This is a genomic window from Halomonas sp. I5-271120, assembly GCF_030553075.1.
Taxonomy (GTDB): Bacteria; Pseudomonadota; Gammaproteobacteria; order Pseudomonadales; family Halomonadaceae; genus Onishia; species Onishia taeanensis_A.
On record NZ_CP130701.1, the window covers coordinates 3,745,527 to 3,759,629 of the forward strand.

Sequence of the window (14,103 nt, forward strand, 5' to 3'; positions counted from 1 at the left end):
CGTAGAAGGCGTTGGACCAAATACACTGTCGCCGTAGAAGTGTTCGTACATACCCAGATGCTGGGTATCCTTATACTGCATTGCACGTCCTAGTTCAGCCATCACCAGGCGCATAAACGCTTGGCCGCAGAATCTGAGTGCAACACCTGATCTTTTAGGTAAGATGTTGTATCCATGTCCTATTCTAAACTCAGCATTGAAGAGCGCGCCACGATCCACGTCAGCCTTGCTCAAGGCATGAGCATGCGACAGATCGCTCGAATGATAGAGCGCTCCCCCTCGCCGATCAGTCGAGAAATAAAACACAATCAAGAACTTGGTGGACGTTACGTTGTTCATCATGCCCAACGTCTCCGAAAGGCACGGCGAGTCGGGTGTCGTCCGAAGCACAAGTTGGTGCCCGGTAGCGGACGGTTTGAGCTGTTTCTTCACATGCTGCGGCAGCGCTTGTCACCTGAGCAGATCGCCGGCAAGCTCAAGAGGATGACGATACCAAGCCTCAGAGACGCCTACGTCTGCCGTGAAACGATCTACAACGCCATCTATGCACTGCCTGTCGGTTAGCTGCGAAAACAGCTGATTCATTGCCTACGACAGGGAAAATCGATCCGTAAGCCTCGAAAAGGGCAAGTCGGCAGGCGCAATCAGATCCCCGATATGGTCAGCATCCACCTCCGTCCTCCTGAAGTTGATAAACGTGAGGTGCCCGGCCACTGGGAAGGTGATCTGATCAAGGGCAACGCCTCTGCTGTCGGCACCATTGTGGAACTCAAAAGTGGTTACCTGATCTTGGCAAAGATGAATGATGCTACCGCGACGTCAGCCGTGGAGGGCTTCAGTTCTGCTCTCAACCAGATGCCTCTGGCGGCACGCAAAAGCATGACGTATGACCAGGGTAGAGAAATGGCTAAGCATGCGAAGATCACTCAGGAAACGGGGGTGGCCATCTACTTATGTGACCCACACAGACCGTGGCAGCAGGGTGCCAAGAGGATGGCCGCACCCTCAATATCAATGGCTTAATCCGCCAGTATCTACCCAAAGGGACGGATTTATCCGTGCATAGTCAGGAAGAACTGGATGCCATTGCCTTGGAGCTGAATATGCGCCCACGTAAGCGTTTTGATTTCAAGTCCCCGATAGAGGTGATGGGTGAACTGCTGGCAAAATATCAAGAAGATCTATCATCTCTCCAATGCCGCTGTTGCACTCAGAGACTGCATCCGCCGGGTAATATCGGCTATCTGCGAAAACTGTTCATCAGGCACATATGAAGTACCCTTATATTTTACAGACAAAGCACTCATCGCCTAGCGCCTAGTTCGTCAACAACAGATTTCAAATGTCGGATTTCATCTTCCAATGGAACTTGATGATTACCGACAAAAAGGCCGTGCTGGTCAATATAATCCGCAGCCTCAATATCACCAGAAACCTCATAATCAAAAAACTTCAGCACTTCTTCATTTTTCAGAAAATTACCTGTAACGATTGGCCGGCACTCAATCTCCGCCTCACGCAGTGCTGCCACCAGTTCTTGCCGACTAAACGGAGCATTCTCTTTGACAACTAAAGAGAAGCCAAACCAACTGCTCTTACCAACTTCTATTTGAATATTCAGGTAAGGATGGCCATCAAAAAGATCATTAAAAATGGTGGCATTACGGCGCCGTTGCTCAATAAAACCAGGCAATTTCTTCAGCTGCTCAATACCAATCGCGCCGCTCATTTCAAGCGGCCTAACATTGTAGCCGGGCAACACAAACTTGAACGATTCTTCAAAGGGATCGTCGCTTTTCTTACCAGTCACCTGATTGTCGCTGGGTAAGTTTCGGGTCCACCCATGCGCTCGAATGCAAAGAAGTATGTGGTAAAGTTCTTCATCGTCTGTAATTACACAACCGCCTTCCATCGTGGCAATATGATGAGAGAAAAATGAGCTAAACGTGCCCATCAATCCAAACGTACCGGTTTTTTTAGAACCAAACTCGGCACCCATGGATTCACAATTATCCTCGAGCACCACGATATCCTTTCCTGCTACCATCTCTTGGATAGCATAAAAATCGTTAGAATTTCCGAGTAGATTAACTAGTAGAATAGCTTTTGTTTTATCTGTAATGGCTGCTTCTAGCTTACCCAAATCAACATTAAGAGTCTCGGGATCAATATCAACAAACTTTACTTTTAGACCGTATTGCTGAAGGGGAAAGTAGGTAGTTGACCAAGATACTACTGGCACAACCACCTCATCCCCACGCTGCAGGCGTGGTAGTTTGGTAAAAAAAAGAGCGGCAATCATCAACAAGTTCGCCGTTGAGCCAGAACTTGTCATGACGGCATATTTAGTCTCAAAAAAACTGGCAAATTGCCGCTCGTACTCAGCGACATTTTCCCCCATGCTATACATGTCAGAGTCAACCACGCGCTGAATAGCGTCTATCTCATGCTGATCCCATGTGCTGGAAGCAAGGGAATATTTAGCCATTAGTAACTTCCTCTAAAAAAAAGCGATATGTCTTTTCGATACCCACTGAAAGCTCAGTACTAGGCATCCATCCAAGCTGGTTTATCTTCGTACTATCAATCAATTTTTGACGCATACCTACCGGCTTAGACAAATTATGCACAAACTCACCTTCGAACCCGATAACGCTTGCTACAGCCTGATAATATTCATTGACGCTATAATCACGCCCAATCCCAACATTCATCACGTCAGGCACTTCATCACCAATGCGCATTTTTTCGGCAACGGAAAAGACACAATCAGCTAGATCCTCAACGTACATAAATTCACGCTGAGCTTCTCCATCTCCCCAGATTTCAACACTAGATGCGTTTGACTGGCGGGCTTCATGAATTTTTCGGATCACCGCAGGAATCATGTGCGAATTGGCAGGATCAAATTTGTCGTGACGTCCATACAAATTGCAGGGAATGAGCGTTGTATAATGCGCACTTCCACTGATCTGTGAAATGTATTGACATAAGCGCATAGCAGTTATCTTGGCAAGAGCATAACCTTCATTTGTCGGCTCAAGCTCCCCCGTCAATATCTGATCTTCGCTTAAAGGGTTAGGGGCATTGCGCGGGTATACGCATGAACTTGACAGATTGATACAGTGGCTTATACCTGCCCGGTAGGCTTCATTGATGACATGGACACCCATTTGGGTATTTTCCACTAAGAAGCCGACCGGATCAGCCATGTTAGCTTGGATGCCACCGACCCGACCTGCTGCATGAATTAGCAAGTCTGGCTTATTCTCTCGAAGATATTCCGCGACAGCCTCTCTATCGAGCAAGTTTAATTCTCGACTGCGAGGTGCCAGTATCTCATACTCTCTTGCAGAAGCATGGTCCAGAAGGTTTCTACCAACCATACCGGAACCACCCGTTAATAGAATGCGCATGCCTTTACTCACTCCGTGGATACAGGTACATGATGGCCATGTTCCTTGAGAAGCGCATAACGCTGAGCGACTTTCAAATCCTCAGCCACCATTTCTGCACACATATCTTGCGTGGAAATTTCCGGCTCCCAACCCAGCTGCTTTTTAGCGTAAGAAGGATCGCCCAGCAACGTTTCTACTTCCGCAGGGCGGAAGTAGCGCGGATCAACACGGACAAGCACATCCCCCACGCTGACGGCAGGGGCTTTATCTCCTTCCACTGCCTTTACAATCGCCACTTCATCGGTGCCCTTCCCTTCAAACTTCAAGGTGATTCCTAACTCACGAGCTGTCCATTCAATGAACTGACGCACCGAATACTGCTTTCCGGTAGCAATCACAAAATCTTCAGGCTTGTCTTGTTGTAGCATCATCCACTGCATGCACACATAGTCCTTAGCATGGCCCCAATCGCGAAGAGCATCCATGTTACCCATGTAAATGCAGTCTTCGAGACCCTGAGCAATATTAGAAAAACCACGGGTTATCTTGCGGGTAACAAAGGTTTCCCCGCGCCGGGGGCTTTCATGATTGAAAAGAATGCCATTACAGGCATACATGCCATACGCTTCACGGTAGTTCACTGTGATCCAGTAAGCATAAAGCTTAGCTACAGCATAAGGGGAGCGCGGATAAAAAGGCGTAATTTCTTTTTGAGGGGTTTCTTGAACTAAGCCATACAGTTCTGATGTAGAAGCCTGATAAAAGCGAACTTTGTTCTCCAGACCACAAATCCGAATAGCCTCTAACAGGCGTAGTGCCCCCATAGCATCCACATCGGCGGTGTACTCAGGCGACTCGAATGAAACGGCAACGTGAGACTGGGCACCAAGATTATAGACCTCATCAGGCTTTACCTCCTGAATGATACGAATCAGGTTGGTTGAGTCTGTCAAGTCGCCATAATGTAGAATAAATCTCTGGTTATCAACGTGGGGGTCTTCATAAATGTGGTCTATACGCTGAGTATTAAAAAGAGAGCTTCGACGCTTTAACCCGTGGACTTCATAGCCCTTTTCGAGAAGAAACTCAGCCAAATAAGATCCATCTTGACCGGTAACACCAGTAATTAATGCTTTTTTCATTTCGACTCCACTTCTTGCATAAGAATTTTTGGGAGAATATGACGCTCAGTGATTCGAATCTAAACTATCATCGGTGATCTCAACAACCAAGTGCAACACGTAACCCATCATAGTACTGCCATGATCATATCGGTTGAATACAGGATTTGTGGGAGCAAAAAAGATACAATATCAAATTTTATTATCAATCATCCTAATAAATGCATCTTGAGAAAATTTCTCGCTTACATAATCCATCCTTCTCTTCTTGCACGATGAGGATGAAAGCTGGCGAAAGTCAAAATTTTTCAAAATATAATAAAGATGCTCTTCACCTTCGCCAAAATAATCTTCATCATATTGCATAGAAAGATCGGGGACTGGGAACAAAGCTCCGTTTGAATTATAGGAAAAATCAGAGGCACCAACAGATCCCGAAATTATTTCAGATGGACCAGTATTACAGTTGCTTGAAATAACATATATACCATGGAATAGAGCTTCAACCAAAACAGAAGGAAAACCTTCAAAACCACTACATAGAAGTAAAGCATCTGGTGAAACTGGAAACTCATCTTCTATAAATGGATTTTCAGAGTACCCCATAAAAAAAACCTGGCTTTCAACTCCAAGCTTTTTGCTATAATCTTTCAACTCTCCAAGCTCCGGCCCGCTCCCATAAACATATAAAAAACATTGTTCTTCTGAGGATTTTAGTTTTTTTATAACTTTCAAAATAACACCCACACCCTTACCCTGATGCAACCTCCCAATGTATACAAAAATCTTAATGTTATTGTTTTTATTATTTATAAATACAGGCGAGTAATGCTTCGAATAATTGCACACCACTGGATTATAAATGTATCCAGACCTAGACTCGCTTTTAGCATATCTCAAAAGTGCAGACTTTGAGACAAACGTAGCGTCTTGTTCACGCACAAAATAAAGTAGGGACCTTATAAGAATTCTTTTTTTTGAATTTATGTTTTCTAGGTATCCATGCAAATCTGTATGAAAAACAAACAAAACCTTTCTAGCAGAAACCAACCTTGCAATGAAATAATAAGGGAAAGATTCAAAATGATTTAATATTATTACTCCTTTCCTATGACTAAAAATATCCCACCCAATGGAAAGGAAATTTTTCAACAAGAAGGTAAGCTTTGCTAAAACCCCACCCTTCTCAGAAATTAATACATGCTTAACCTTATAAGTCTTATTTGATAAAGCGATACCGTATGCTTCAGATGAGCTCTTAACACCCCCAAGTGGGGTATAAATTATTAAAACACTATCAACCATCATGCACACTCTGCTTTATAATTAACACGATTAAAATTGCTTTTCTAATCTATTAATAGGAAGGTGAAGTTATCCACTACTAGTCAAGGCTTTGTAATGACCCCCTGTTTTCTGCACATGGCGGATGCAGCTTCTGAGTGCAACACCGTCAATGCGTTGATGCCGGAGCTTCATGGTACTGCGCCATCAGTTCGCTCATCATTTCAATGGGGCACTTGAAATCGAAGCGCTTTCGCGGGCGCATGTTCAGCTCAAGCGCGATTTCATCTAGTTCTTGCTGGCTATAGACCGATAGGTCCGTTCCCTTGGGCAGATATTGCCGTATGAGCCCATTGATATTTTCGTTGGCACCTCTCTGCCACGGGCTATGCGGGTCACAGAAATAGATGGCAACACCGGTATTCTGGGTGATCTGGGCATGCTGCGTCATCTCGCGTCCCTGGTCATATGTCATGCTCTTCCGTGCAGCCAATGGCATTCGGTTCAGCGCAGCGCTAAAGCCTTCCACGGCAGCGGTCGCGGTTGCATCGTTCATCTTCGCCAGAATCAGGTAACCGCTTTTCAATTCGACGAGGGTGCCGACAGCTGATGCATTGCCCTTGCCTTCGATCAGGTCGCCTTCCCAGTGCCCGGGGAGTTCACGCTTTTGCACCTCGGGAGGACGGAGGTGAATGCTGACCATATCAGGGATCTGGTTGCGCCGATCGACTTGCCCTCGCCGCGGCTTGCGAGTCGCTTTTCCTTGCCGCAAGCAGTGGATCAGCTCTTTTCGTAGCTCTCCGACGGGCAACGCATAGATAGCGCTGTAGCTCGTTTCACGGCTGACAGAGGGGGCAGCCGGAAAATCGTTGGATATGAGGTCTATGAAGCCGAGACGGGCGAGCTGGCGGCAGAGCTGATTCAGAAGACCTGTTGGCGAGAGCGTCTGACGGATCGCCACAAGCCTTTGATATTGCACTCAGATAACGGCAGTCCGATGAGAGCATCGACCTTCCTGGAAAAACTGTACGACCTGGGTATTACTTCATCGTACAGCCGACCGCGCGTTAGCAACGACAACGCCTTTGCAGAGTCGGCCTTCAAGACGATGAAATACCGGCCGGGGTTCCCCGCCGACGGCTTTGCCACCTTGGTTGAGGCCCAAGCGTGGGTTCAGCAATTCATCGTATGGTACAACCACGAACACCGGCACAGCGCCCTTCGTTATGTCACGCCTGGTCAGCGTCACAACGGTGAAGCAAGGGAAATTCTGGCACAGCGCCGGGAGATCTTCGAAGCAGCAAAGCAGCGTCACCCAGAGCGTTGGTCGGGTGGCATCCGCAACCTCAGCCTGCCAGAGGTGGTGCACCTGAATCCCGAGAGAAATCAGGTGTCGCGGGCTGAAGGATTTTAAAGAATCAGCGCCATGTCATACGACATCTATGTTGACAGGCTCCGTTGCCGACACAATGCAATTGGGATAATCAGCCCTGAGGCCTTTAAGGCCCAACGATCGCTTAGATAGATGTCGACGATTACTGGATAAGATCAGGATCTTCTTCTTGTTTTGGAGCTCTACTTGGGCGGACGATATCTGCTTCATCAGATGGCTCTGTCAGGAGGCGGTAGGATTATTCAGCATTTCCTTCTTCAGAGCCTCACTAACCGAGACTTATATAGAAGCCTGAAAATAAGTAAAAAGCTGCCATCACGCCAATCAAAAGGTATGTAGAAGAAATAATTTTCATACATATGTTACTCAACATCATAAGGATAGGAAAAAAAATACAAAAGGAAAGGTATGAAAAATGCATAATCCTGAATGAATCTTGATAGTTTCTTGCACCTAATATTGAGACTATCAAACTAAACAAGAAAAACATTAATATAGAAAATAAAAAACTATATAGATAGTTAGAGAAACTAGATCTCAAAGAACTCAGCATTAAATAGTAAACAACCACCCCGAAAAAGAAATAAAGCAAAATAATATAGCGGAGATAATAATCACCGCCCCACTTAGCAGATCCTGAAGACACATATTGCTTGATAAAAACATAAAGAAAAGAGATGCAAATTGAAAACACAACCACAACTAAAGCCTTGACGCCAGAAGAACCATTTTTAAAGTGAAAGACAAATATATGAAAAAACAATATGACCGCTATTATTGGAAAGCTCGAATAATGGGTTAAGGTTGCAGCTATAGAAAAAAACGCAGAGTAATATAATCTACCACTTAAAAACAAAAACAAACTTAACAGTGCGAAGGTGTAGGCGATATCAGCGCGCCACAACCACAACATATTCAAATAAGATGGAAACCAAAAAAAAGAAAGAAGTATGGAAAAAAAAATGGCCATGTGTTTTTTGGAAGGAACAAACATCTTAGAGAATAGCGAGATAATGCAAACTGTTAAAAGCCCAATCACCACATAATTGTAAAAAACAAACCAGTAGAACTTATCCGTATGAACCAGCGAACCAAATAAAATAGCATACAATTTGTAAAAAACTAGAATTACAGGCTCAAATTTACCACTGCCATCATAATTCTTCCAGGCAGAGCTAATAAAACCATTGTCTAGAATATCATTGTAATAGTAGAAGTAATTTCTTGCATCAACAATAGTCTCATTACTACTAACTAAAAAAGAATAAAAAAGCACCACGCCTAACAAAAAAAACAAGCTGAGTAAATTCCATGCAAGGTGCTTCCTGTTAAGAAAAAGTCTCATATTACACCAGCGCAAGTTGACGACATGCTAAACAAACTTCCTTATTAGCTTTATAAGCTTACTTGGGGTCATGGCTTTTATTATTATTATCAACCCATGCTTATTAAAAACTCGCTCTTTAAACACTAGCTTAAAAGGCTCTTTGAATTCCTCGCTAGCTATTGCTTTAGCGCCTAAAACAATGGCATTTTTCCTAGCTTCGCCATATTCCGAGCTAGTGCAAAATAAATCTAGAACCTTAACCCTTTGCTCGTGCATAAATTTAAATTTTTTTATCGTGTTGCTTGGATGATCTCTATACTTAACAACAACTTCTGGAAAGGAGTACATCTTCTCTCCACATGAAGTAATTTTAAGCCAAAGATAAAGATCCTCCAAAGCAATATCCTCTTTAAAACCACCCATTCCGCGTATAACATCAGTTCTGATCATGCTAGCAGGTGCAAAAGGAATATTCTTAATAAACAAAAGGTCTTTAAACAAATGCTCACAGTTCAAGATTAAATCTTGACTTTCCGCATTGCTTTTGATTTTTTTTACGGACCCAAAAATCACCGCAGCACTAAGCTGGTGATGCTTACTGATTAGAAAGCTAGTTTTATGCGGCAAAGCCATATCATCTGAAGCTAAAGGAGAAAAGTACTCCCCCTTACACCACGCTAGTGCTTCATTTAAAGTAGCACTCAACCCTTTATTGGGCCGACTTCTGAAGTCAAATCGTTGAAACCTCTTTTCACACAACGGTATCATCTCTTTGACAATTTCTACCGTTTTATCTTTTGACCCGTCGTCGATTATTATTAGCTCTATATTATCATAGTCTTGACATATAACACTTTGGATAGAGTCTTTTACAAACTGGGCGTGGTTGTAACAAGGTATTACTACGCTAACTAAAGGTTTTTCATGGCTTATGCTTTTCACTGCCTTACTCCGAAGTGCATCTTGTTACTGTGATTCGTTTCAAGAAAAACAAGAAATTCGTCACATGGCGAGAATCCTTGACCGCAAATTCTGAGTGCAACACCTGATCAAATCGGTAAGGTGTTGTATCCATGTCATATTCAGAACTCTGCATCGAAGAACGTGCAACGATCCAGGTCAGCCTCCAGCAAGGCCTGAGCATCAGGAAGGTGGCGGCTCTGCTTGAGCGGTCACCGTCGACAATCAGTCGAGAGATACGGCGCAATGGATCCCCTGGTAGCAGATACCGAGTATCACACGCGCAACAGCGTCGCCTTGGCCGTCGAGCCGTCTGTCGGCCAAGGCGCAAGCTGCTTCCTGGCAGTCCTCAGTTTGCCTTGATTCAGCATATGCTGCGTCGGCGCTTGTCCCCCGAGCAGATCAGCGGCAAGCTCAAGCATATGAATATTCCTGACCTTCGAGACGCCTACGTCTGCCGTGAAACGATCTACAGTGCCATCTACGCATTGCCCGTCGGTGAGCTGCGAAAAGAGTTGATACACTGCTTACGGCAAGGAAAATCCACTCGAAAGCCCCGGCGTGGGCAAGTTGATCGGCGCGGTCAGATCCCTGATATGGTCAGCATTCATCTCCGCCCTCCCGAGGTGGAAAAACGGGAATTTCCCGGGCACTGGGAAGGCGACCTGATCAAAGGCAAGGGCAACGCATCGGCTGTCGGTACCCTCGTTGAACTGAAAAGCGGTTACCTGATCCTGGCGAAGAAGAACGATGCGACCGCCACCTCGGCAGTGGAAGGCTTTAGCGCTGCGCTAAACCGCATGCCGTTGGCCGCGCGGAAGAGTATGACGTATGACCAAGGGCGCGAGATGACGCAGCACGCCAAGATTACCCAGAATACCGGTGTTGCCATCTACTTTTGTGATCCGCATAGCCCGTGGCAGAGAGGCGCCAATGAAAATATCAATGGCCTGATACGGCAATACTTGCCCAAAGGAACGGACCTATCGGTCTACAGCCAGAAGGAACTGGATGACATAGCGTTTGAGTTGAACATGCGCCCGCGAAAGCGCTTCGACTTCAAGTGTACCATTGAGGTGATGAGCGAACTGATGGCGAAGTACCATGAAGCTCCGTCATCGATTCATTGACCGTGTTGCACTCAGAAGCTGCATCCGCCGAGGGATAACACAATTTTCTCTTTACCTATAGTGTCTTCATCACATATAATTCCATTTTTTTGGCAGCATCTTTAATTGATTAGTATTGGCGCTTTCATTTAAAAACCAATTTGATGGACTAAAAACATTAAACTCTGGAACCTGACTCAACCAAGCAGCAAAACCACTAAAACCACTATTAGCAATCACATGAAAAGAACAGTGCGTCATCAGCGAAAAGTCTTCATGCGCATTATTACCTTCGACAAAATATGAATTATCAGGAATAAAAGAGGAAAATTCTTTTTTGACCCATTCTATATCGTCAGAGAAAAATAAATATAAACCATCTATATTTCTATCCTCCAACTCCCTCATACACTTCCTATAGTACTCTACATTACATGTGCCATGGAAGTCATTTGTAGATGCGTTATCAACATAGTCGCCTCTTCTCACATGAACGGCGACTGAATTATTTTTATTCTGCTTTATTAAGTTAAGAATCTCTCCAGCTTGCTTAGAAATTTTGCAACTTTTGACACGAGCTGAAACCTCATCTCTAACATCTTCAATAATGTCAAAATTCATCCCAAACTCACCCGAAATGTATATACTGTCCTCATATTTAGATATTAAGTCATCCCTCCACTCCTTACTTTTAACGTCCGAAATATCTACATTATAAACACCCTTATCAAGCATCCCGGATACATAGAGCTTTCTTTCATAATAGCTAAAAAGTCGCTTCAGACTTCCCTGTGAAATACTATCAAGACAAGTAGAGTTACTGATCTTATAAATGCAGCTATTAAATGTGCTGTATCCTTTTGCCTTACATATATCATCATCGCTTGCGATACTTGGCTCAAAGCCCAAGCTAGGCAAATTATAATACATTATGGGGTTAAATCTCAACTGCCTCTTATCAAAGAAAGAGCAATCAACTTTTAAATCACATCCAATTTCTTTGCTGATAGAAAGTGCTACTGAATATTTATGTAACTGGCTTGCCAGCCCACCAACTAGTTTGATAACCAACATTACGCAAAAACCTTTTAATATATTTTGCCCGCCTGTAAAAACCGAACAACATAATGAAACACGTCTTTGTTTGAAAATAAACCATGTTTACATGGCGTTATTCCTGGAATTTTAGATCATATAATCAACCGATTACTATAAATATTTACTCGCTTTTTCCTTTCGCACTTTTCCCTGTCAGTGACTCTAGCTGTACCACTTACGCTCCCCAATGCTCAGCCCAGGGAAAACGCATGAAAAAATTCACACCGCGAGAACATCTGCAAGGTACGTCTCATCCAGCGCCGCTTTCTTCTGTTTTCGCCGAATTCCGCCCTTGAAACGCTTCTTCCCTTTCAGGTAATTCAGCAATATGCCGGACCCTCGCAAGGTTTTCCGCCGCCTGTCCGCGGTGGATTTTCAGGCATCTTCACGGAGAGCAACGTCCAGGGACCAGTGAAGCTTGTTCTCGACAAACCAGTGCTGGCGAGCCGCTTCCGCCAGCTTTTTGGCGCTAAGCTCGGCTGAGCTGATGTAGTAACAGATCATCGGCATCTCTGGCGTTTCGTCACCTTCCTGACGGAAACTCATGACCATGCCTACCGTTTTTAACCCTGGCCACTCATATCTAAGCTCATGAAATTCTTCAGTAAGATCGCTCACAATGTGATAACACGTCGCTTGCCTGCCCCGGTTCTTCTCATCCGTGACATAGGCATCCCCTTCGAAGTTGACCACCTCCAGCTTCTACCTGGTGACACTCAACTCGCAGGGCAAGCGTGAAGGAAAGACCAAACTCACTCGTCCCAAGCTACTGAATTTCATGGTTCAACAACCCGCGTGCACGGTAGCCATGGAAGCCTGTGCTTCCTCTCACCACTGGGCTCGCGAGATTCAAAAGCTCGGCCATCGTGTCCAGCTCCTACCGGCTCAACATGTCAAGGGGTACCTTCGCGGCCAGAAAAACGATTACAACGATGCTCAAGCGATAGCCGAAGCCTGCCAGCACGGCGCCATCCGGCCCGTGGCTATCAAGTCTATCGAGCATCAAGATGAGCAGACCTTTTTGCAGATGCGCAGGCACCTGTCGGCAGAGCGCACGCGATTGATCAATCACGTGCGCGGGCTACTCGCAGAATATGGCTTGGTGCTGAAACAAGGACATAGCGTCTTGAGAAAGGCACTACCCGATATCCTGGAAGATACGCGCAATGATTTGACCGATAGAATGCGCACCTTGCTGCATCGCCAGCATTCACGGCTGATCGCTGTGGACGAGGAGTTAGCTTGGTATGATGATCAACTGAAGCATGACACCCGACAGGACGCCGTCTGCCAGCGATTACTAAAAATTCCCGGATTTGGCCCCATTGTAAGCAAAGCGGTCAAAAGCTGGATGGGCGATGGCAAACAGTTTGCTCGCGGACGTGATGCATCGGCCGCCTTGGGGTTGGTGCCCAAGCAATTCAGTACGGGCGGCCGGAATGTACTACTAGGCATCACGAAACGGGGCGACTCTTACGTTCGAGGCCTAGTTATTCATGGCGCCAGGGCTGCTGTCAGGTGTGCTGCAGGAAAAGACGACGCTCTTCATCAGTGGATCAATCGTCTCGTGGCTACCCGCGGCGTTAACAAGGCCACTGTCGCCTTGGCCAACAAGTTAATTCGGATCGCTTGGGTGATCATCACTCGTGGTGAGAATTACTGTGTGAGACCATCCAGCGCAGCATAAAACCAAACTAGATCGGAGCATTAGCTGGTCATGGTGAGGTAAGACTCACCAATCTCAAGGTTGCGAAGTCACCAGGCACGATGAAAAACAGGTCAGACCGGCATACTGAAAACCTGGCAAGTGCAGTGGCAGCCAATGCCGAAGTGTTGATAAGGACGGTATGCGCGAATGTCTCATCAAGGCCAGAAGCCTCGGGCTTCAACAACAGGCCGGATATATGAAAGCCAACCTGTCCCTTTCTTCAGCCTGAGGCCTTGCAAGCCGGGAGGAGACCATATATGCACTTGGTAGACCGCCCACCCTGAGTTATTTACCAAGTGGGTGGTCAATCACACGGGACACGACACCTACTGCTAATTCGCTACGAAGTCCGTCGTAGAGCGGTTTTTCATGCGTTTTCCTACCCCCTCAATAGCTTTGCACTTGGAACTTGAGACCATCCTTTCAGTATATGCAATTCTTTCTGTTTACGATATTAAATACATCAACAGGAAAAAATCATAAACCCCTCCCCCTACACCGAGAGAATGCCTTCCAGATATATTTCATCCAGAGCCGTTTTTCTGCTCCTGCCAAATTCAGCCTTTAAGAGCTGGATACCATCGCCTTGGAGCTGATCATGCGCCCACGCAAACGCTTTGATTTCAAATATCCAATAGAGGTGATGGATGAACTATATCAAGAAGGTCCATCATCTATACAATGACACTGCTGCACTCAGAATCT

General features: G+C 45.4%; 10 protein-coding genes and 3 pseudogenes. 5 read left to right on the top strand and 8 right to left on the bottom strand.

Features of this window, described 5'->3' with window-relative positions; translation table 11 throughout:
* Positions 1–174 precede the first annotated feature (174 nt).
* A pseudogene (locus Q2K57_RS16880) lies at positions 175–1,169 on the top strand (IS30 family transposase); the annotation flags it as partial.
* Positions 1,170–1,303: 134 nt separating this feature from the next.
* Here Q2K57_RS16880 and Q2K57_RS16885 read toward each other — a convergent pair.
* The 5 genes and pseudogenes from Q2K57_RS16885 to Q2K57_RS16905 all read right to left on the bottom strand — a co-directional run.
* Positions 1,304–2,488: a DegT/DnrJ/EryC1/StrS aminotransferase family protein gene (locus Q2K57_RS16885; protein WP_304525783.1), complete on the bottom strand. Its 1,185-nt coding sequence runs from the start codon at positions 2,486–2,488 to the stop codon at positions 1,304–1,306.
* Positions 2,481–3,416: a GDP-L-fucose synthase gene (locus Q2K57_RS16890; RefSeq protein ID WP_304525784.1), complete on the bottom strand. Its 936-nt coding sequence runs from the start codon at positions 3,414–3,416 to the stop codon at positions 2,481–2,483. The genes Q2K57_RS16885 and Q2K57_RS16890 overlap by 8 nt, the downstream gene beginning before the upstream one ends.
* An 8-nt stretch (positions 3,417–3,424) precedes the next feature.
* Positions 3,425–4,540, bottom strand: a complete 1,116-nt coding sequence (gene gmd / locus Q2K57_RS16895; protein ID WP_304525785.1) for a GDP-mannose 4,6-dehydratase — start codon at positions 4,538–4,540, stop codon at positions 3,425–3,427.
* 171 nt (positions 4,541–4,711) lie between these two features.
* A complete protein-coding gene (locus Q2K57_RS16900) occupies positions 4,712–5,827 on the bottom strand; it encodes a glycosyltransferase (protein WP_304525786.1) in 1,116 nt (371 codons plus the stop codon).
* Between the two features lie 145 nt (positions 5,828–5,972).
* A pseudogene (locus Q2K57_RS16905) lies at positions 5,973–6,650 on the bottom strand (IS30 family transposase); the annotation flags it as partial.
* Positions 6,651–6,800: 150 nt separating this feature from the next.
* Here Q2K57_RS16905 and Q2K57_RS16910 point away from each other — a divergent pair.
* Positions 6,801–7,217, top strand: coding sequence for an integrase core domain-containing protein (locus Q2K57_RS16910; RefSeq protein WP_369700278.1), 417 nt, complete (start codon positions 6,801–6,803; stop codon positions 7,215–7,217).
* 1,351 nt (positions 7,218–8,568) lie between these two features.
* Here the strand turns inward: Q2K57_RS16910 and Q2K57_RS16915 are convergent.
* The gene (locus Q2K57_RS16915; protein ID WP_304525787.1) at positions 8,569–9,465 is read right to left on the bottom strand and encodes a glycosyltransferase; all 897 of its coding nucleotides are present in this window, start codon (positions 9,463–9,465) and stop codon (positions 8,569–8,571) included.
* A 131-nt stretch (positions 9,466–9,596) separates the two neighbouring features.
* Between Q2K57_RS16915 and Q2K57_RS16920 the strand changes: the two genes are divergently transcribed.
* Positions 9,597–10,613, top strand: a complete 1,017-nt coding sequence (locus tag Q2K57_RS16920; RefSeq protein WP_304525788.1) for an IS30 family transposase — start codon at positions 9,597–9,599, stop codon at positions 10,611–10,613.
* A gap of 69 nt (positions 10,614–10,682) precedes the next feature.
* Here the strand turns inward: Q2K57_RS16920 and Q2K57_RS16925 are convergent, their stop codons facing one another.
* Complete coding sequence (locus Q2K57_RS16925; RefSeq protein WP_304525789.1) at positions 10,683–11,666, bottom strand: alpha-1,2-fucosyltransferase; 984 nt, start codon at positions 11,664–11,666, stop codon at positions 10,683–10,685.
* A gap of 399 nt (positions 11,667–12,065) precedes the next feature.
* The gene (locus Q2K57_RS16930; RefSeq protein ID WP_304525790.1) at positions 12,066–12,383 is read right to left on the bottom strand and encodes an ISAs1 family transposase; all 318 of its coding nucleotides are present in this window, start codon (positions 12,381–12,383) and stop codon (positions 12,066–12,068) included.
* Between Q2K57_RS16930 and Q2K57_RS16935 the strand changes: the two genes are divergently transcribed.
* Positions 12,376–13,377: an IS110 family transposase gene (locus Q2K57_RS16935; protein WP_304525791.1), complete on the top strand. Its 1,002-nt coding sequence runs from the start codon at positions 12,376–12,378 to the stop codon at positions 13,375–13,377. The genes Q2K57_RS16930 and Q2K57_RS16935 overlap by 8 nt on opposite strands.
* Before the next feature lie 589 nt (positions 13,378–13,966).
* A pseudogene (locus tag Q2K57_RS18410) lies at positions 13,967–14,083 on the top strand (IS30 family transposase); the annotation flags it as partial.
* Positions 14,084–14,103: the final 20 nt, after the last annotated feature.